Source organism: Ruegeria sp. B10 (genome assembly GCF_056539825.1).
In genome coordinates, this window is sequence record NZ_JBQFVP010000001.1 from 49,672 (window position 1) to 69,033 (window position 19,362).

A 19,362-nucleotide genomic window follows, 5' to 3' on the forward strand; every position below is an offset into this window, starting at 1 on the left:
ACCGGGCGAAACAAGGTCGCACCGCTTGAAGAGAGCTGTCCAAGCCTTTGAAACCAAACAGTGGGTATTTTCCCTCACATTCCGCTAGACTGGGCCCAAGCGGAACCGATTCTTGATTCGGACGGTTCGGCAACAGAATGAACCTTGGTTAAGAGGTGACAGGGGCATGAGCCAGATTGAAGAGTTACAGCAACGCATTCTTGCTGCGATGGAGCGTATTGGCACGGGCGTGACAGCCCTGCAAAGCGCGCCGGCGGGCGATGCAGATCATGGCTTGCAAGCAGCGCTGGATGATGAGCGTGTTGCCAACGCGCAGCTGCAAGAGCGCTTGACTTCGTTGAAGGAACGCCACGAGCAGGAAGTTGACGGTATGCGCGCCGATATGGAGGCGCTGCGTGCTGCTCCAGAGCCTACGGCCGATGTCGACGCACTGCGGGCTGAGTTGGCCGAAGCCGCAACCAAGCTTTCTGCGGTCGAGGCTGCGCGGGCCGAATTGGCCGAGGCGAAGGCAGCACTGGAAAACACCGAGGAACTGGACGCTCTGAAAGCCGAGAACGCGCAATTGCGGGCCGATCTGGAAGGTCAGGAAGACCCTGCCGCTCTGCGGGCTGAGATCGAAGAGATGCGGGCTGCTATTTTGCGGGCTGGAGACATCGAGGCCGAAAACAGCCGTTTGCAGGCCGAATTGGCCGATAGCGAACGGGTGGCCGAGCTGAACGCAGAGCTGGAGATGTTGAGGGCCGAGCGCGCTAGCCACGGGGCTGCCATGTCACGTCTGGATGACGATCTGCAGAGGATGCGGCAGGCGAATGAGCAACTACGCAACTCGGTTGATGCCCTGCGCGCTGCGGCGCAAGAGGGAGTTCAGGACGCGGAGCTGTTGAATCAGGCGACTGTGGCGGAGTTGGAAGCAACGCGCGCGGCGCAAGCGACCGATGCGGCCGAGGCACGGGCTGTTCTGGCTCGCCTTGAGCCTCTGCTATCGCAGGCGAAACTGGCAGAAGGTGAGGTTGAGTAATGCCCGAAGTGACCATTCATATCGGCGGGCGCGGGTTTGACGTGTCTTGTCAGGACGGGGAAGAAAGTTTTCTGCAGGCCGCCGCGAAAATGCTGGATGACGAAGCGCAGGTGCTTTCGGATCAGATTGGGCGTATGCCCGAATCCCGCATGTTGTTGATGGCCGGTCTAATGTTGGCGGATAAAACAGCCGCGACTGATGACAAAGTCAAAGCGCTTGAGGCGAAGCTGGCCGAAACCGAGGCCGAGCTTCAAACGCTACGCAGCGCGCCGGCACCTGAACCCGAACGGATCGAGGTCGCTGTCGTGCCGCCTTCGGTTGCGGATACACTGGCCGAATTGGCCGCACGGGCCGAAGCCCTGGCATCAGATATCGAGGAAAAAGCAAAATGAAACGAGCATGCCGCTTGATCTGCGGGGCCGTGGCCCTTGTGTGTGCATCCAAGGCGATGGCCGAGATAGACATACTGACGGTGACGTTCAACTGCGAGAACGGCATTCCGCTGCCAGTGACCTATTTCAACGCATCGGACGGCTCGGGCGCCGCGGCGACCATGGTCGACAATTCTCTGGTCGCGATGCGTCAGGTCGAGAGCGGTTCGGGCATTCGGTACGAATCCGTTGATACGAATGGAACCTATATCCTGAGGTCAAAAGGGTGGAATGCCACGGTGAGCTTCCTGGCGACAAACGCCGCCAGTGAGCAGGTCATTTTTCAGGATTGCTCCAGCCGCTAAGGCCGGATCAGGCGTTTGCCTCACGGATTTTGTCGGCTGCTTCCTTGTTGTAGCCGACACCGTTTTCGTCAAACAACGTGTCCAATTCACCCGACAGGGTCATTTCAGTGATGATATCGCAGCCGCCGACAAACTCGCCTTTGACATAGAGCTGCGGTACGGTCGGCCAGTCCGAATAGTCTTTGATGCCTTGACGCACTGCTTCGTCTGCCAAAACATTCACATCAGCGTAGTCGACGCCCATGTAGTTCAGCACACCTGCCACACGGGATGAGAAACCGCACTGAGGCATCTCTTTGGTGCCTTTCATATACAGCACCACGTCGTTGGCTTTGACGGTTTCGTCGATCTGGGTTTTCACATCGGTCATTTCGCGTTTCCTTTGCTCTTCGGCATCATAGCTTTGGCGTAATCTTGCGGATCCTTGGGGATATGGGTCTCTGCCGAGCTGATTGCACCGTCATGTGTTTGATAGGAGGAATGCAGGAGGTGTTTTCCCTGTCCGGGCGGCGATCCTAGCCTTGTCTTGCGCCCAGTCTTTGAGTTGTTCCGCGCCAACAGCGCGATGAGTAGAACAAAGACGGAAACCGCAATTGAGACTACAATCGCATGTTCCATCCTACTCCGGCACTTTGGTGGTCAGCGCCAGCGCGTGCAGGTCACCGTCCGGGCCGTCCATTTTACCTTTCAAGGCCGCATAAACAGCGCGCTGTTGCTGGACGCGGTTCTTGCCGCGAAAGCTTTCGTCCACGACCATGGCGGACATGTGCACGCCATCGCTGCCGCCAACCTGAATTTCCGCGTTGGGAAAGCTCTCGCGCAGCAGGGTTTCAATCTCGTGGGCGCTCATTGGCATCTAGGCTTACTCCTGAAGGTCTTTCCCAAGATGTAGAGCGATGGGAAGGCGCGTGCAAGATGTGGAAGGTCTTTCAGATATGCAAATCCCGCACCGATCAAGGCGCGGGACTATTCGTTTGCAGAACCAGAAGCGAGGTCAGGCGACAGCGGTGGCAAAGCTCTGGCGGAAAACCTCGGCCAATTCGGTCAGAGGGGCTTCGGAACTGCCGATCTTCACAGTTTCGCCGGTAAAGCGACCGACTGAGGTCAGGGGAACGCCAGCCTGACCGGCTGCGATCATCAATGCCTCGGCCTGATCAAAGTTGCACGCGACCAGATAGCGGGCTTGGTCTTCGCCGAACAGAAGCTCGGTCGAGGCATCGTCGAGGTGAACGCCAACGCCCGCTGCTTCGGCCAGTTCAAACGCGGCAAGCGCGAGGCCGCCGTCGCTCAGGTCGGTGCAGGCCTTGATCATCTCGCGGTTAGCGCGGATGAAATCGCCGTTGCGCTTCTCAGCCTCAAGATCCACGTGGGGCGCATCGCCTTCTTCGCGGTTGAACACTTCGGCCAGAAGGGCAGATTGGCCCAGATGGCCTTTGGTTTCGCCGATCACCAGGGCAACGTGGCCTTCACGCACCTCGTTTCCGATGATCTCATCGGTGTGGTTGAGCAGGCCAACGGCGCCAATGGTCGGGGTCGGCAGGATCGCCTGACCGTCGGTTTCGTTGTAAAGCGAGACGTTGCCGGACACGATGGGTACGTCCAGCGCGCCTGCGGCGGCTCCGATGCCTTGGATGGCGCCGACGAACTGGCCCATGATCTCGGGCTTTTCGGGGTTGCCGAAGTTCAGGTTGTCAGTTGTGGCCAGCGGTTTGGCCCCGACAGCGGTCAGGTTGCGATAGGCCTCGGCCACCGCTTGTTTGCCGCCTTCGACCGGGTTGGCGCGGACATAGCGCGGCGTCACGTCCGACGTGAAGGCCAGCACCTTGTCGGTGCCGTGAACACGCACCATACCGGCACCCAGCCCCGGGGTGCGGGCGCTGTCGGCCATAACCATGGTGTCATACTGCTCATACACCCACTGCTTGCCCGCGTAGTTGGGCGAAGAGAGCAGGGCGCGCAGACCATCAATCGGGTCGATTTGCGGGACGTCGGCTAGTTCTTCAGCCTCAGGCGTCGAGACCCATGGGCGGTCATATTCCGGCGCGGTCGAGGAGAGTTTCGACAGGACCAGATCAGCCTTCACCTCGCCATTGTGCATGATCAGGAAACGGTCTTCGGCGATAGTTTCACCGACGATGGCAAAGTCGAGATCCCACTTTTCGAATACGGCGCGGGCTTCGGCCTCAAGCTCGGGCTTCAGTACCATCAGCATACGTTCCTGAGACTCGGACAGCATCATCTCATAGGCTGTCATGTTCTCTTCGCGCTGCGGGACGTTTTCGAGGTCCAGACGGACCCCCAGACCACCCTTGTCGCCCATCTCAACGGCCGAGCAGGTCAGGCCTGCCGCGCCCATATCCTGGATCGAGATCACGGCGCCGGTTTTCATCAGCTCCAGCGTCGCCTCCATGAGGCGCTTTTCGGTGAAGGGATCGCCGACCTGAACGGTGGGGCGTTTCTCTTCGATTGTATCGTCGAACTCGGCCGAGGCCATGGTCGCACCACCAACGCCGTCACGTCCGGTTTTGGCGCCGAGGTAAACGACGGGCATGCCGACGCCAGAGGCCGCCGAGTAGAAGATTTTGTCGCTATCAGCCAAACCTGCAGCAAATGCGTTCACAAGGCAGTTGCCGTTATAGGCTGGGTGGAAGCGGACCTCGCCACCGACGCAGGGCACGCCAAAGCAGTTGCCATAGCCGCCGATACCTTCGATCACGCCGTTGACCAGCTGGCGGGTCTTGTGGTGGCCGGGCTCTCCAAATGACAGAGCGTTCATCGAGGCAATCGGGCGCGCGCCCATGGTGAAGACGTCGCGCAGAATGCCGCCAACGCCGGTTGCTGCACCCTGATAGGGTTCGATGTAAGACGGGTGGTTGTGGCTTTCCATCTTGAAAACAACGGCTTGCCCGTCACCGATGTCGACGACGCCCGCGTTCTCACCCGGTCCGCAAATGACCTGAGGACCAGACGTAGGCAGGGTGCGCAGCCATTTCTTGGAGGATTTATACGAGCAATGTTCGTTCCACATGGCCGAGAAAATGCCTAGCTCGGTAAACGTCGGCTCACGCCCGATGATCTCGAGGATCATGTCGTATTCCTCGGGCTTCAACCCGTGGGCGGCAATCAGATCAGGTGTGATGGCTGGCTCTTGCATCCTGTTTCGGTCCCTGAGATGGCAATGTTTGGCGCCTTTTAGGGGAAGGGACCGCCGGGGGGAAGAGAAAAGGCACTTTCCGCGCGTTGTCCTGTTGCAAACCTGACATGGGTGCAAATTGCGCGGATCGGACAGAGCCTCAAATGGGGTACCGGCACGCGACAGAGACAGCCGCGTGCCGGGTTTAATTTACTTCTGTTGGTCCTGTTGCTGCGCTTGCTGCGCGACCGCTCCAGCGGCGGCCCCAACGGCTGCTTTCTGTTCGTCATTCAGGTGTTCCGCATCATCCAGACCGGGGATCGCCACACGCACTTCGCGGCGGGCGAAGTCGATGCCGTTCTCCTTGAAGGCTGCCTTGACGCGGTTGAAGATCTCTTTGCGCAGCGTGAACTGCTTGCCGGGTTTGGCCATGAACTTGCCCCGGATGATCATGCCGACATCGTCAAAGTCGAACACGCCCTGAGATTTGAAGGGCTGCAGGAATCCGTCCTTGTGGGTCTCGTCCTCCATCATCTCGGCGCCAATCTTCTTGAAGATCTTCTTTACCTTGTTGGGATCGGTGTCGAAAGGCACGGTGAACTTCAGCTTCATGATGACCCAGTCGCGGCTGTAATTGGTCAGCTTCTGAATCTCGCCATAGGGGATGGTGTGAACCGGACCGCGATGGTGACGCAGCTGCATGGAGCGGATCGAAATCTTTTCGACCGTTCCAGTGGTGCCACCCACATCGACATACTCGCCCACGCGGAAGGCATCGTCGATCAGGAAGAAAATCCCGCCAACGATGTCGGATACCAGCTTTTGCGCGCCGAAACCGATGGCCAGACCCAGGATACCAGCACCAGCCAGAAGTGGCGTGATGTCGAGCCCAAGGGCGCCCAATGCCAGCAAAACGAAGATCACTGCAATCGCCACCTGAGCCGTTACGCGCAGCAGCGGTAGAACCGTTGCAAGACGCGAACCACCAGCACCGCCGCCTTCGCCGGCTTCTTCGTCTGGGCTTTGCGCGGCGGTCATCTCTTTCGCTAGTCGGCGGTTGATCCAGAGCGAGACGACCTCATTGAGGATGTAGCCTACGGCGATGATGATGAAGAACTGTACCAGTTTGCTGCCTGAATCCGCGTCTCCACCAGCGATTTCCTGCAGATCGAGATCCCAGGCATTGGCGATCATCAGGATGACCAGAATGCCGGCCAGAACCCGCCCGATGCGGATATAGCTGCGCTTGGTTGATTTATAGGCGCGTTCGGCCACCGAACCTTCGCCCTGCATCGGCGGTTGCAGATGCCGGACAAGTCCTCGGATCAAGGTGTCGAGCGCCGGGGCGATCAACAGCCAGAACATGGTCGTGAAATGCGCGCCCTGAACCAGCAGAGCCAGCGATGCCGGGTTGCGCTGAGCCACCAGGAACTCGACCAGCAGCCATGTCGCAGCCGAGACCGCAATGGCGAAGTACGGGTAGTAATGTGCCACTTCCTCGTCGAACTTGGTGTGGTCCGGGTCAGTTCCCAGCATCATCTGCGACAGACCTTCGCGCGCTTTCCATGCGATCAGGCCAATATAGATGTGTATGCCTGCGTTCAGCCAGAAGCCGATACGCGTATCATCACCCGTGATGCCGTTCAGGCTGTTGAAGTGTAGCAGGAACAGGGTGAAACCGATCAGGATCAGCAACCCGATCAGGTTGCGATGAAGGTATTTGGCCCAGTGATCGTCGATATTGACCAGACGGTAATGGGGTTTGTTCGGCGCCAGCACAAAGCGCGAGGCGGCGGCACCCAGCCGTGGCACCCAGATCAGGTAGAACACAAACGGCCCGGCATAGGTGATTTGCTCGGGTGTCAGCAGTCCACGCCCAACCGCGCGGATGACCACGTAAAAAACTACAAGCCCCGCGATTTCCCGACAGAAACGACCGAAAAGATAGCGGGCAGCGCCCCAGAGATCGCCTTCGGCTTCGGCCTCGGTCTGGACATGCCAGCGGCGGGTCAGAATCTCGAACAGTTTTTCCGCGATGAAGCCCACAACCAGAACACTTGCAACCAGCCCCATCAGAACCAACGCACCGTATGAGGTAAATGTGGTCGCAAAATTCTTGATGGCGGTGGCTTGCGCGCTGAAGAGATTGGGGACGGTCGTTATGACATGCGTCCAAGAGGCGACCATTTCGCTCCAGACTTCATTCAACTCGGTAATCGGATCCTCGCGATCCTCTGCAGCGGCTGCGTTTTTCTCGGCCACCGCGTCCAGACGCTGCAACAGGATAGAGCGGACCTGATCATCCGACATCCGTGCAACCAAGTCATCAACCTGCTCAGGCGTCAGGTCTTCGGGAATGCTAACAGGGGCAGGCGCACTGGAGGTCGACGTGCCCGCGACTTGGGCATGCAGGGGTCCAACCAGTAAAAATAGTGAAAAAATCGCCGCCAGAAGGCGGAGGGGGCTTATCATGGTTCTGTCCTCGAACACGAATTTTTAAACGTTTTTTCGGATCATAGGCAGGTGTCGGAGATTTTCCCAGAAATTTCATCGCTCTGGGCGGTGAGATTGGGGAAAACTAAAAAATGATTTTTGAAGAAGCCAAAAAAAAGGCCGAGCACTAAGCTCGGCCATAGTCCAACAGGGAGGTATGAAGATGATGAGCGTTTCAGCATCACCGCCTTCGAGTGCTCATTTAGGGGTCGGTTTGTGAACGTTCAAGAAGTTTTAATCTGATCGTTCAGCATTGCTGCTATGCCGCGAGTGCATAGCTAGAGTTTACCCATCATTTTCAGCTGTTTGCGTTGCGCGATGATCTCGTCCTGAACGAAGTCGCGGAATGCTCCGACCCGCTTGGAATGGCGCAATTCTTCCGGATAAGCGAGGTAAACGGGAACGTCCGCGTTTTCGATTTCCGACAAGATCGGAACGAGGTGCGGGAAGTCCTGTGTCACGTAGTCGGGCAGGACGCCAATTCCCAGGTTGTGCAACACGCCCTGAAGCACGCCGAAATAGTTGTTTACTGTCAGCAGGGACCCCGGATTGAAGGTCATCAGATGACGCACCATCGCCGCACTTGCGCCCACCTGCGGGGCCGACGGTGTCTGGCTGATCAGACGGTGTTCCTTGATCTCTTCCAGCGATTTCAGCATTCCGCCATGGGATTCCAGATACTCCTGCGTTGCATAAAGCTTCATCTGGACGGTCATTAGGCGTTTGCGGATCAGATCGGCCTGGCTGGGCTCCTTCATGCGGATGGCAACATCGGCCTCACGCATGGGCAGGTCCAGAACACGCTCTTCCAGCATCAAGTCGATGTTCAGATCTGGGTACTGTTCGTAGAGTTTAGGCAAGCGGGGGGCCAGCCACAGGGTGCCGAAGCCGAACGTGGTGGTCACGCGTAGGACGCCGAAGACTTCCTCTTCGCTGTCGCGGATGCGCGCCGCGGCGGCGTCCAGACGTTTGGACATGGCCGAGGTGGCATCAAACAGCAACTCACCCTGTTCGGTTAGAATCAGACCGCGTGCGTGGCGGTGAAACAGGGTTGCATCGAGCGATTCTTCCAGCGCGCGGATCTGACGGCTCACGGCGGATTGAGATAAATTGAGCCTGTCCCCCGCATGGGTCAGGCTACCGGCATCGGCCACCGCGTGAAATATTCTAAGCTTGTCCCAATCCATCGCCGCAACTTTCGTTATCCTCGTGAAGCCCTATATGAAATAGGTAACAAGTTCCACAATCAAACCATGAAATCCTTGGAATTCAGGGGATAGTGGCTATACAGGTCAATAATTATGACCTAAAATGCGTGAATATAAAGCACACTGATCTGACGAGGGGAGACGTCTGATGAGTCAGCCACACATAACGCTGAACGACCGCTTCGATCTTGAGAAATCACCCGTTCTGTTGAACGGAACGCAGGCGCTTGTGCGCTTGATGCTGATGCAAAAAGCCCGCGATCAACGGGCCGGGCTGAACACCGCTGGGCTAGTGACGGGTTATCGCGGCTCACCTCTGGGTGCAGTGGATCAGCAGATGATGCGCGCCCAGCGCTACCTAGCCGAAAGCGATGTGACCTTTCAATACGGCTTGAACGAGGATCTGGCCGCCACTGCGCTTTGGGGCAGCCAGCAGGCGGGCCTGCGCGGCGATGGCCGGTATGACGGCGTCTTTGGTCTTTGGTACGGCAAAGGGCCGGGGGTTGACCGGTCGGGCGATGTGATGCGTCACGCCAATATGGCGGGCACCGCGCAATACGGCGGTGTACTGATGGCGATGGGTGATGACCACACAGGCGAAAGCTCAACCGTATTGCACCAATCGGAATGGTCTCTGGTCGATATGTATATGCCCGTGGTCAGCCCTGCAGGCGTGCAGGAGATTTTGGATTATGGTATTTACGGGTTTGCGCTCAGCCGATTTGCAGGTGTCTGGGTTGGTCTGAAAACAATGAAGGACACGATTGAGGTGACCTCGGTCGTCGATGGCAGGCCCGACCGGATGGGCGTCGTGATCCCCGAATTCGACATGCCCGAAGGTGGCTTGAACATCCGTCTTGGCGATACGCCGCATCTGCAAGAGGCCCGCGTGATCGACTACAAGCGTTTCGCGGCCGAGACGTTCTCGCATGTCAACAAGCTGGACAAACGTGTCTGGGGCAAGCCGGGGGCCAAGATCGGGTTCGTTGCGGCTGGTAAAAACTGGCTGGACCTGACCCACGCGCTCTCTTTGCTGAACATTGATGAGGCCGAAGCAGAACGTCTGGGCATCACAACTTACAAGATCGGGCAAACCTTTCCGCTGGATATGGCCGGGTTCCACGATTGGGCCGAAGGTCTGGACCTGATTGTGATCGTTGAAGAAAAACGCAAGCTGATCGAGGTGCAGGTCAAAGAGGCAATTTTTGACGACCGCCGGGGTCGCCGCGTTTATGGCTGGTACAAGGGCGGCGCCGGAACGCTGCATCGTGAGGAGTTGTTCCCCACACGCGGCGCATTGGACCCTATCATGATTGCCGAAAAGCTGGGTGACATCCTGATCGAAGAGGGGCGCGATACGGATGGCGTCCGCGCAGGCCTCGCCAAACTGTCCAAGGCGCGACGGGCTGACAACGCACAAGAAATCGCAACGCGTTTGCCGTATTTCTGTTCGGGCTGTCCGCATAACAGCTCAACCAAAGTGCCCGAGGGCAGCCGTGCCTATGCGGGTATCGGGTGCCACTACATGGTGCAGTGGATGGACCGTGAGACCACTGGCTTCACCCAAATGGGCGGTGAGGGCGCGAACTGGATTGGTGAGGCTCCGTTCTCGACCACAAATCACGTGTTCCAGAACTTGGGCGACGGGACGTATAACCACTCGGGCGTGCAAGCGATCCGGGCGGCGCTTTCGGCGGGCACAAACATCACCTTCAAAATCCTTTACAACGACGCTGTTGCGATGACCGGTGGGCAAGGGAACGAAGGTGATTTGACGGCTGAACGGATCGTGGCCGAGGTGAAGGCCATGGGCGTGCAGCATGTGGCGCTGGTCTATGATGAGAAGGAAGACGTGAACCTTGGGGCTCTGCCTTCGGGTGTAGAGAGCTTTGAGCGCGCCGAGTTGATGAAAGTGCAGGATCGGTTCCGCGAGATCGAAGGCGTCTCGGTCATCGTCTATGTCCAAACCTGCGCGGCTGAGAAACGCCGTCGCCGCAAGCGTGGTGAGTTCCCGGACCCGGACAAGCGCATCTTCATCAATACCGATATTTGTGAAGGCTGCGGCGATTGCGGTGTGCAGTCGAACTGCGTCTCGATCGTGCCCAAGGAGACCGAACTGGGCCGTAAACGCGCGATTGATCAATCCAGCTGCAACAAGGATTTCTCGTGCCTGAACGGGTTCTGTCCGTCCTTTGTTTCCTTGGAAGGGGCAAAGATCCGGAAAGAGGCGACCAAACAGCTTGATCTGCCCGATCTGCCGATGCCTGATCTGCCGCAAATCAAGGGTACGCATAATGTGGTTATCACCGGAATTGGTGGCACAGGTGTTGTGACCCTCGGGGCGATTCTGGCGCAAGCGGCACAGATTGACGGCAAAGGCGCGGGTATGATGGAGATGGCCGGCCTCGCCCAAAAAGGCGGCGCGGTGCACATCCATTGCCGTCTGGCGAACAGACCGGAAGATATTAGCGCCATTCGCGTCGCAACCGGCGAGGCGCATGCGCTGATCGGCGGCGACCTCGTGGTCTCGGCCGGGGCAAAAACTCTGGGCCTGACACGGGCCGGACAGACCGGCGCGGTGGTCAACAACCACAACACGGTGACCGGCGATTTTACCCGCGATACAGAATTCCGTATTCCGGGCGACCAGTTGGAGCTGGCGCTGCAAGCGCGGCTGAAGAACGGGGTGAGCCTGTTCGATGCGACCGATCTGGCCAAGATCGTGATGGGCGATTCGATCTACTCCAACATGATGGTCTTCGGCGCGGCATGGCAGCGCGGTACTCTGCCTGTTAGTCATGAGGCGATCATGACCGCGATTGAGCTGAACGGAACCGCTGTGGAACGCAACAAACGGGCTTTTGACGTGGGTCGCTGGGCTGTTCTACACCCGGAGGAGGCACAGGCGATACTGGCACCTTCCGTCTCGGAATTGCCCAAGACCCTGGACCAAATGATCGACTTCCGGGCGCAGCACCTGACCGACTACCAGTCGGCCCGATTGGCGAAACGCTACCGCAAGCTGGTGGACGGTATAGCAGATGAAACGCTGCGCGAGGCTGTAGCAAAAGGCTATCACAAGCTGTTGTCCTACAAGGATGAATACGAAGTCGCGCGCCTTTTACTGACCAGCCGGGACAAGGCCGCAGCCGAGTTCGACGGTGATTTCAACATGACCTTCCACCTGGCCCCGCCGATTTTTGGTGGGGAGGGCAGCAATGGCAGACCGCGAAAGCGCGCCTTTGGGGAATGGATGCTTGGGCCTTTAAAGCTGTTGGCCAAGTTGAAGAGTTTGCGCGGCACGCCTTTGGATATCTTCGGCTACTCAGCCGAGCGGCGGATGGAACGCGCGCTGATCAAACAGTACGAACAGGACATGAAAGAGGTACTGCCTCTGGCAACGGAAGACACGCAGGAGGCGATTGTTGCATTGGCCCGTTTGCCACTGGATATCCGCGGTTTTGGCCCTGTTTTGATGCAAAATGAGGCCAAAGCTGCCAAACGGCGCGAGGAGCTGCTGGCGACCATCCGCAGCGGAGGACCCGAGATGCGCGCTGCGGCGGAATGAGGCGTCACAAACTTGTCACCTTCGCTAGGCAAAATCTCCGCTTAACGTATAATGCAGGCAGTTAGTTCCGGAGTCCTCAGATGCCCTCGCGCCGTCATGTCGTTCGAGACATTTCTTATGCCCATTCCGCCGAAACCAAGGGCGGTCGGATGGTCATCAAGCTGATGGAAAACACGACAGGCCGCATGCGCCTGATCAAGCGTGCGGACGGGTATGAACATGACGTCGCCAAGGGGCGCGATTTCTGGGATGTTATGGTCGAACGCTACGGGCTGACGTTGGATGTCGCGGGTGGCGCAATGTCGAATATCCCGAAGGACGGCCCTCTGATCCTGATTGCCAATCACCCTTACGGCATTCTGGACGGTTTGATGATGGGGCATATCCTGTCTGAAACACGTGGCGATTTCCGGATTCTGGCCCATCGCGTGTTCCGCAAAGCGGAAGATCTGAACCGCATCATCCTGCCGATCTCATTTGATGAGACAAAAGAGGCGATGAAGCTAAACCTTGAAACCCGCAAAACCGCCTTGAACTATCTTGGCGACGGTGGGGCGATTGGGATCTTTCCCGGTGGTACCGTCAGCACGGCCCTCACGCCGTTCGACCACCCGATGGACCCTGGTTGGCGAGGTTTTACGGCGCGGATGGTCGCCAAATCGAACGCGACCGTGGTGCCGGTTTTCTTCGACGGCCACACCTCTCGTCTATTCCAGATCGCCAGCCATTTGCACAATACTCTGCGGATGGGTTTGCTGATCAAGGAGTTCAAGAAACGCGTCGATACACCTGTGAGAGTTGTGATCGGCGAGCCGATTGGCCGTGATGTTCTGGACCCACTCAGCAAGGATACGCGCAAGATGATGGATTTCCTGCGCAAAGCCACGTATGAGCTGTCTCCGACACCGCTGAAGTCTTATGACTACGGCTATGAATTTGAGGAACGGCATCGCGCCTGAAGGGGCTAATGGCAGTAGGTATCTTTGATTCCGGTTTGGGCGGTCTGACTGTCCTGAACGCCGCGCAGCAACGGCTGCCTGACGTGGATTTCCTGTATTACGCGGACAGTGCGCATGCGCCTTACGGCGTGCGCGATGCCGAGGATATCTATCAGCTAACCCGCAAGGCGGTCTACGACTTATGGGATCGCGGCTGCAATCTGGTGATTCTGGCCTGCAATACCGCCAGCGCGGCTGCCCTGCGTCGGATGCAGGAGGAGGGCGTGCCAGAAGGCAAGCGCGTTCTGGGGGTCTTTGTCCCTCTGATCGAGGCGCTGACCGAGCGGCAATGGGGCGATAACTCTCCGCCGCGCGAAGTGGCCGTCAAGCATGTGGCCTTGTTTGCAACGCCCGCCACAGTCTCCAGCCGCGCCTTCCAGCGGGAACTGGCGTTCCGTGCGATTGGTGTGGATGTCGAGGCACAGGCCTGCGGCGGCGTGGTCGATGCCATTGAAGACGGCGACTTGATTCTGGCCGAAGCCCTTGTGCGCAGCCATGTGGACGCGTTGAAGCGCAAGATGCCCGAACCTCAGGCGGCCATCCTGGGCTGCACGCACTACCCTTTGATGGCCGAGACGTTTCAGGCCGCGCTGGGTGCGGATGTTCAGGTGTTCAGCCAGGGCGATCTGGTGGCTGAAAGCTTGGCCGACTATCTGCAACGCCACCCGACCATGCTGGGTGAGGGAGAAGGCGGCTACCTAACCACCGGCAAGCCCGGTTTTGTCAGCGATCGGGCGACGCAGTTCCTCCGACGACAAATCTCGTTTGCGGCGGCCTGATTTAGGTCAAGGACGCCATCCTTTTGATTTTCTAAATCCAAGACCGTCACAGTGGCGGTCATGATATGTGACACATGCAAAGAAGAGGTCTGACATGACCCATAAAATCGCAATTCTGGGCGCCTCAGGCTATACTGGCGCTGAACTGGTGCGGCTGATCGCCGAGCACCCGAACATGGATATCGTTGCGCTGGCGGCGGAACGTAAGGCGGGCCTGTCGATGGCTCAGGTCTTCCCGCATCTGCGCCACATGAACCTGCCGGATCTGTGTAAGATTTCTGAAATCGACTTTTCCCAGATCGACCTGTGTTTCTGCGCTTTGCCGCATAAAACCAGTCAGGAAGTAATCCGGGACCTGCCGAAGAATCTGAAGATCATTGATTTGTCTGCTGATTTCCGGCTGCAGGACGCCGATGAGTATGAAAAATGGTACGGCAACCCGCATAGCGCGTTGGAGCAGCAGGAAGAGGCGGTTTATGGCCTTACCGAGTTCTATCGTGACGACATTCGGACCGCACGGCTTGTGGCCGGTACGGGCTGCAACGCGGCAACCGGACAATATGTGCTGCGGCCGCTGATTTCGGCTGGGGTTATTGATCTGGACGACATCATCCTCGACCTGAAATGCGCCGTGTCGGGCGCTGGCCGGTCGTTGAAAGAAAACCTGCTGCATGCCGAGCTGAGCGAAGGCGCAAATGCCTATGCCATCGGTGGTACGCACCGCCATTTGGGTGAGTTCGATCAGGAGTTTTCTAAACTGGCCGGTCGTACGGTGCATATCCAATTCACGCCGCACCTGATCCCGGCAAACAGGGGTATTCTGGCGACCTCCTACGTGAAGGGCGACCCGCAGAGCGTTTTTGATACGCTGGCAAAAGCCTATGCTGACGAGCCTTTTATTGAGGTTCTGCCGACGGGCGAGGCGCCCTCGACCCACCATGTGCGGGGATCGAATTTCTGCCACATAGGTGTTGTTGCGGACCGGATTGAACGGCGCGCGATTGTGATCGCCGCTTTGGATAACCTGACAAAAGGTAGCAGCGGGCAGGCCTTGCAGAATGCCAACCTGATGTTAGGTGAGGATGAAACCCGAGGGCTGATGATGGCCCCCTTGTTCCCGTGAGGACGGTATGAAAACGCTCAAGAAACGTCGTCGAGTTCAGATCATTTTGGTGGCCGTAGCGGCCCTGGCGGTGTCGACGGCGTTGATTGGGTATGCAATGCGCGATGGCATCAACTTCTTCCGCTCGCCCAGCCAAGTGATCGCCGAGCCGCCTTCGCCGACCGAGGTGTTTCGTATTGGTGGTCTGGTCGAAGAGGGCTCGATCGTCCGGGGGCAGGGTGAAACGGTGCGCTTTGTGGTCACTGATGGCGGAGAGAGCGTTCCGGTGGCGTTTACCGGGGTTCTGCCGGATCTGTTTTCGGAAAATGAGGGTATGGTTGGGACGGGTCGCTATGTGAACGGTGTGTTTGAAGCGACTGAAATTCTTGCAAAACACGATGAGACCTATATGCCGAAAGAGGTCATGGACGCCTTGAAGGAACAGGGCGTTTACAAAGATCCCGGCGAAAGCTGAACGCAGCTGCGCTGCGTGCCTCCGGCGGAGGTATTTTTGAACAGAAGAAGAAGGGGCGTTGCGTGCGGATGGCAGGCGGCGCTCTGTTTCGTTTGGGGTTGTTAAGGAGTTTGCAGGATCGTTCCCTCGACTGATGCAGGTGGGGGTCGTGATGCAGACTGTTCAACAGATTGCCGAAGAGATTGTGCGTCGGGAAGGCGGGTTTGTGGATGATCCGGATGATCCGGGAGGAGCCACCAATTTCGGCGTGACCATTCACACGATGCGGCGTTTGGGGCTGGATTTGATACGGGACGGGGTGGTTGATGTCGCCGATGTTCGAGCGCTCAGCAGCGCGCAGGCGGTTGATATCTTTGTGCAGCATTATTTTGAGAAACCGGGGATCGCCGCTTTGCCCGAGGCGCTGCAGGCCAGTGTGTTCGACATGTATGTAAACGCGGGCGCGCAGGCGGTGCGCATTTTGCAATCGCTTTTGGTGAAGATGGGTTTTTCTGTTGTGGTGGACGGGGTTATCGGCCCGCAGACCATCGGCGCCAGTCAGGACGCGGCGCGCCCGAATCCGGTTCAGTTGCGGGACGCCTATGGGGTGGCGCGGCGGAATTATTACTTTCGGCTCGCAGATCGGCGGCCTGCATCGCGAAAGTATGCCCGTACCCGTGCAGGCGGGAAAGGCGGTTGGATCAGGCGGGCGGAAGAATTCCTGTCGGATCGCTATCACCTGAGCAATGAGGCGTTTCAGAGGAGGGTTTCGGGATGGGATTGATCTCGGGCGTTTTGGGGTTCTTGTTCGGTGGCGGGCGCAACGTGGTGCGCGAAACCGCAGAGGTTTTTCGGGAGAACGCAGATGCGGGTGCCCAGCGTCGGTTGGTGGCGCAAACTCAGGCCATGACGCAGTTCGGAGCCGAGTTTCAAAGGCCGCCCAAAGGCATGTTCGACCGGTTTATGGACGGGTTGAACCGTCTTCCGCGTCCGGCCTTGGCGTTGGGAACGTTGGGCTTGTTTGCTGCCGCCATGATCGATCCGATCTGGTTTTCGGCGCGAATGCAGGGGATTGCGCTGGTGCCAGAACCTTTGTGGTGGTTGTTGGGCGTTATTGTCTCGTTCTATTTTGGGGCACGGCATCAGGCGAAATCGCAGGATTTGCAACGCGAGATCTCGGCCGTGATGGCGCGGACTCCGACAGTTCTGGCCAACCTTGATGCGCTTGGAAATATGCGCAGCGACCGACCCGGTGCGGCAGATACGGGGCCGGATGCGCGCTTGTCACAAGAGAGCCTGCTAGCCGACGCGAACCCGGCTTTAGAGGATTGGCGACGCGAAAGGGGCTGAGTTGCGACACTATGTGCCCCGAAATCAAACGAAAGTGGTTGGCGATTACCGTGCCTCCGGCATATATCCTGCCCTATGGTTACAGAGCTAGGTCACTTCGCGCTAATCCTCGCCTTTTTCGTCGCTATCGTGCAAAGCGTGGTGCCCCTGATCGGGGCGTCGAAACGCTGGGCTGGATGGATGGCGTTTGCGGAACCGGCGGCAATCTCCCAATTCCTGCTGACTGCATTCTCCTTCGGAGCGCTGGTTTGGGCGTTCACCACGTCTGATTTCTCGCTGAGGATCGTGGTTGAGAACAGCCATTCGGCGAAGCCGATGATCTACAAGATCAGTGGGACATGGGGGAACCACGAAGGCTCGATGCTGTTGTGGGTGCTGATTGTGACCCTGTTCGGCGCAATGGCCGCGTTTTTTGGCGCCGGCCTGCCGCCGACGCTGAAAGCGCGCGTGTTGGCTGTGCAGTCGGCTGTGGCCGTGGCGTTTTTTGCCTTTATCCTGTTTACCTCGAACCCGTTTGATCGTTTAGCGATTGCTCCGTTCGATGGGCGCGACCTGAACCCGCTACTGCAAGATCCGGGCTTGGCGTTCCACCCGCCGTTTCTTTATCTGGGCTATGTCGGCCTGAGCATGGCGTTCAGCTTTGCCGTGGCCGCGTTGATCGAGGGCCGTATTGATGCGGCCTGGGGCCGATGGGTACGTCCGTGGACGCTGGCCGCTTGGGTGTTTCTGACCATCGGGATCGCTCTGGGGTCGTGGTGGGCCTATTATGAGCTTGGCTGGGGCGGTTTCTGGTTCTGGGATCCGGTCGAGAATGCCTCGTTCATGCCATGGCTGCTGGCGGCGGCGCTATTGCACTCGGCCATTGTCGTGGAAAAGCGCGAGGCGCTGAAGAGCTGGACAATCTTGCTGGCGATCATTGCCTTTGGGTTCTCGTTGATCGGGACATTCATTGTGCGCTCGGGGCTTCTGACCTCGGTTCATGCCTTCGCAACAGATCCTGAGCGGGGCGTTTTCATTCTGTTGATCCTTGTGTTCTTTATCGGTGGCGCGCTGACCCTGTTTGCGGCGCGGGCGCAGGCGATGGAGGCGAAGGGCGTCTTTGGCATGGTCAGCCGGGAAAGCGCGCTGGTCGTGAATAACGTTCTGCTGGCCGTTAGCTGTTTCGTGGTGTTCGTAGGCACCATGTGGCCGATGGTGGCCGAGATGATGTTTGACCGGAAGCTCTCGGTCGGACCTCCGTTCTTTAACGCGGCCTTCACGCCATTCATGGTGCTGTTAGGGTTGGTCCTGCCGGTTGGGGCGATGTTGCCGTGGAAGCGCGGCAAACTGGGCAAAACAGCATGGTCGCTGCGCTATGCGTTTGTGCTGGCCGTCGCCCTTGGCGTGCTGGTCTGGGCGATGCAGACGGGACGCAGTGCCTTGGGGCCAATTGGTCTGTTTCTGGGCGCATGGATCACCTTCGGCGCCGTTCTTGATTTATGGAGCCGGACGGGACGCAACGGCAGCCTGAAACGTCTGTTCCGCTTGCCCGGGGCCGATTGGGGCAAGGCGGTTGCCCATACGGGGCTGGGTGTGACCATCTTCGCCATCGCCGGTCTGACCGCGTGGGAGGTTGAGGATATCCGCGTCGCCCAGCCGGGGCAGCCCTTCGAGGTTGGTCAATTCACCTTGACGCTTGAGGATGTCAATCGCGTGCAAGGGCCGAATTATTTCTCGACCATGGCGGATGTGAAGGTGGAGACCAACGGGCGCATGATCGGGACGTTGCATCCCGAAAAACGCGACTATCCGGTTGCGCGTATGCCCACCACCGAGGCCGCGATTGACTACCGGGTCATGCGCGATCTCTATGTGGTGATCGGGGACCAGCAGGCGGATGGGGGCTGGGTCTTGCGGACCTATATCAAACCCTTCGCCAACTGGATCTGGGCCGGATGCCTCATGATGGCGTTGGGTGGCGTCCTCAGCCTCTGTGATCGTCGGTTCCGTGTAGCGGCCGGCGCACGCAAAGCCCCCTCTGCCGGAGTACCCGCAGAATGAAACGTCTGATCCTGATCCTTATGCTTTTGGCGGCACCGGGCTTTGCTGTGCAACCGGATGAAGTGCTGGACGATCCGGTGCTGGAACAACGCGCCCGCGACCTCAGCACCGGGTTGCGTTGTCTGGTGTGTCGAAATGAGAGCATCGACGAAAGCAACGCCGATCTGGCGCGCGACCTGCGCTTGCTGGTACGCGAAAGGCTCGTGGCCGGGGATACGGATGAAGAGGCGATCGCCTTCATCGTCGACCGCTATGGTGAATATGTGCTGTTGAAGCCCACGGTTACGGGCTCGAACCTGATGCTGTGGCTGGCCGGGCCGATCATGTTGCTGATTGCCGCCGGTGTCGGCTTGGTCTTTCTGCGCAACCGAGCCAAGGCGCAAGCGCTGGGTGAAAGCGACGGGCTGAGCGACGCCGAAAAAGAGCGCCTGAGCCAAATTCTGAAGGACTGACGCGTGGTTCCGCTTTTCCTCGGCTTGTGAA

The 19,362-nt window shown here is 58.4% G+C and carries 17 protein-coding genes; 12 read left to right on the forward strand and 5 right to left on the reverse strand.

Going from position 1 to position 19,362, the window contains the following annotated elements:
• Window positions 1-166 precede the first annotated feature (166 nt).
• The 3 genes from ACR0J4_RS00265 to ACR0J4_RS00275 are packed head-to-tail and all read left to right on the forward strand — an operon-like array spanning window position 167 to window position 1,754.
• The gene (locus tag ACR0J4_RS00265) at window positions 167-1,018 is read left to right on the forward strand and encodes a coiled-coil domain-containing protein (protein ID WP_170641455.1); all 852 of its coding nucleotides are present in this window, start codon (window positions 167-169) and stop codon (window positions 1,016-1,018) included.
• A complete protein-coding gene (locus ACR0J4_RS00270) occupies window positions 1,018-1,410 on the forward strand; it encodes a cell division protein ZapA (protein WP_170548966.1) in 393 nt (130 codons plus the stop codon). The genes ACR0J4_RS00265 and ACR0J4_RS00270 overlap by 1 nt, the downstream gene beginning before the upstream one ends.
• Complete coding sequence (locus ACR0J4_RS00275) at window positions 1,407-1,754, forward strand: MliC family protein (protein ID WP_170548964.1); 348 nt, start codon at window positions 1,407-1,409, stop codon at window positions 1,752-1,754. Before ACR0J4_RS00270 ends, ACR0J4_RS00275 begins: the two co-directional genes overlap by 4 nt.
• A 7-nt stretch (window positions 1,755-1,761) precedes the next feature.
• Here the strand turns inward: ACR0J4_RS00275 and grxD are convergent, their stop codons facing one another.
• The 5 genes from grxD to ACR0J4_RS00300 all read right to left on the reverse strand — a co-directional run bounded on the left by grxD (window position 1,762) and on the right by ACR0J4_RS00300 (window position 8,567).
• Window positions 1,762-2,124, reverse strand: a complete 363-nt coding sequence (gene grxD, locus ACR0J4_RS00280) for a Grx4 family monothiol glutaredoxin (protein WP_170548961.1) — start codon at window positions 2,122-2,124, stop codon at window positions 1,762-1,764.
• 249 nt (window positions 2,125-2,373) lie between these two features.
• Window positions 2,374-2,610 carry a BolA/IbaG family iron-sulfur metabolism protein gene (locus ACR0J4_RS00285; protein ID WP_170373612.1) on the reverse strand — a complete coding sequence of 79 codons (237 nt, stop codon included), beginning with the start codon at window positions 2,608-2,610 and terminating at the stop codon, window positions 2,374-2,376.
• A gap of 138 nt (window positions 2,611-2,748) precedes the next feature.
• The gene (gene purL, locus ACR0J4_RS00290; protein WP_170641457.1) at window positions 2,749-4,908 is read right to left on the reverse strand and encodes a phosphoribosylformylglycinamidine synthase subunit PurL; all 2,160 of its coding nucleotides are present in this window, start codon (window positions 4,906-4,908) and stop codon (window positions 2,749-2,751) included.
• 189 nt (window positions 4,909-5,097) lie between these two features.
• Window positions 5,098-7,359 carry a mechanosensitive ion channel family protein gene (locus ACR0J4_RS00295; RefSeq protein WP_170641459.1) on the reverse strand — a complete coding sequence of 754 codons (2,262 nt, stop codon included), beginning with the start codon at window positions 7,357-7,359 and terminating at the stop codon, window positions 5,098-5,100.
• Between the two features lie 299 nt (window positions 7,360-7,658).
• A complete protein-coding gene (locus ACR0J4_RS00300) occupies window positions 7,659-8,567 on the reverse strand; it encodes a LysR family transcriptional regulator (protein ID WP_170373615.1) in 909 nt (302 codons plus the stop codon).
• 169 nt (window positions 8,568-8,736) lie between these two features.
• Here ACR0J4_RS00300 and ACR0J4_RS00305 point away from each other — a divergent pair, with 169 nt between their 5' ends.
• The 9 genes from ACR0J4_RS00305 to ACR0J4_RS00345 all read left to right on the forward strand — a co-directional run bounded on the left by ACR0J4_RS00305 (window position 8,737) and on the right by ACR0J4_RS00345 (window position 19,331).
• Complete coding sequence (locus ACR0J4_RS00305) at window positions 8,737-12,156, forward strand: indolepyruvate ferredoxin oxidoreductase family protein (RefSeq protein WP_170641461.1); 3,420 nt, start codon at window positions 8,737-8,739, stop codon at window positions 12,154-12,156.
• Between the two features lie 80 nt (window positions 12,157-12,236).
• A complete protein-coding gene (locus ACR0J4_RS00310; RefSeq protein WP_170641463.1) occupies window positions 12,237-13,115 on the forward strand; it encodes a lysophospholipid acyltransferase family protein in 879 nt (292 codons plus the stop codon).
• Between the two features lie 8 nt (window positions 13,116-13,123).
• Window positions 13,124-13,933: an aspartate/glutamate racemase family protein gene (locus ACR0J4_RS00315; RefSeq protein ID WP_170641465.1), complete on the forward strand. Its 810-nt coding sequence runs from the start codon at window positions 13,124-13,126 to the stop codon at window positions 13,931-13,933.
• Between the two features lie 94 nt (window positions 13,934-14,027).
• Window positions 14,028-15,056: an N-acetyl-gamma-glutamyl-phosphate reductase gene (argC, locus tag ACR0J4_RS00320; RefSeq protein ID WP_170641467.1), complete on the forward strand. Its 1,029-nt coding sequence runs from the start codon at window positions 14,028-14,030 to the stop codon at window positions 15,054-15,056.
• A 7-nt stretch (window positions 15,057-15,063) separates the two neighbouring features.
• Window positions 15,064-15,510 (forward strand): cytochrome c maturation protein CcmE, encoded by a 447-nt coding sequence (ccmE, locus tag ACR0J4_RS00325; RefSeq protein ID WP_170458116.1) that lies wholly within the window; start codon window positions 15,064-15,066, stop codon window positions 15,508-15,510.
• A 151-nt stretch (window positions 15,511-15,661) separates the two neighbouring features.
• Window positions 15,662-16,273: a holin-associated N-acetylmuramidase gene (locus tag ACR0J4_RS00330; protein ID WP_170641469.1), complete on the forward strand. Its 612-nt coding sequence runs from the start codon at window positions 15,662-15,664 to the stop codon at window positions 16,271-16,273.
• Entirely contained in the window at window positions 16,264-16,839 is a 576-nt protein-coding gene (locus ACR0J4_RS00335) for a holin family protein (RefSeq protein WP_170548935.1), read from the forward strand. Before ACR0J4_RS00330 ends, ACR0J4_RS00335 begins: the two co-directional genes overlap by 10 nt.
• A gap of 75 nt (window positions 16,840-16,914) precedes the next feature.
• Window positions 16,915-18,879, forward strand: a complete 1,965-nt coding sequence (locus tag ACR0J4_RS00340) for a heme lyase CcmF/NrfE family subunit (protein WP_170641472.1) — start codon at window positions 16,915-16,917, stop codon at window positions 18,877-18,879.
• A complete protein-coding gene (locus tag ACR0J4_RS00345) occupies window positions 18,876-19,331 on the forward strand; it encodes a cytochrome c-type biogenesis protein (RefSeq protein ID WP_170641474.1) in 456 nt (151 codons plus the stop codon). Before ACR0J4_RS00340 ends, ACR0J4_RS00345 begins: the two co-directional genes overlap by 4 nt.
• The last annotated feature ends 31 nt before the right edge of the window (window positions 19,332-19,362 follow it).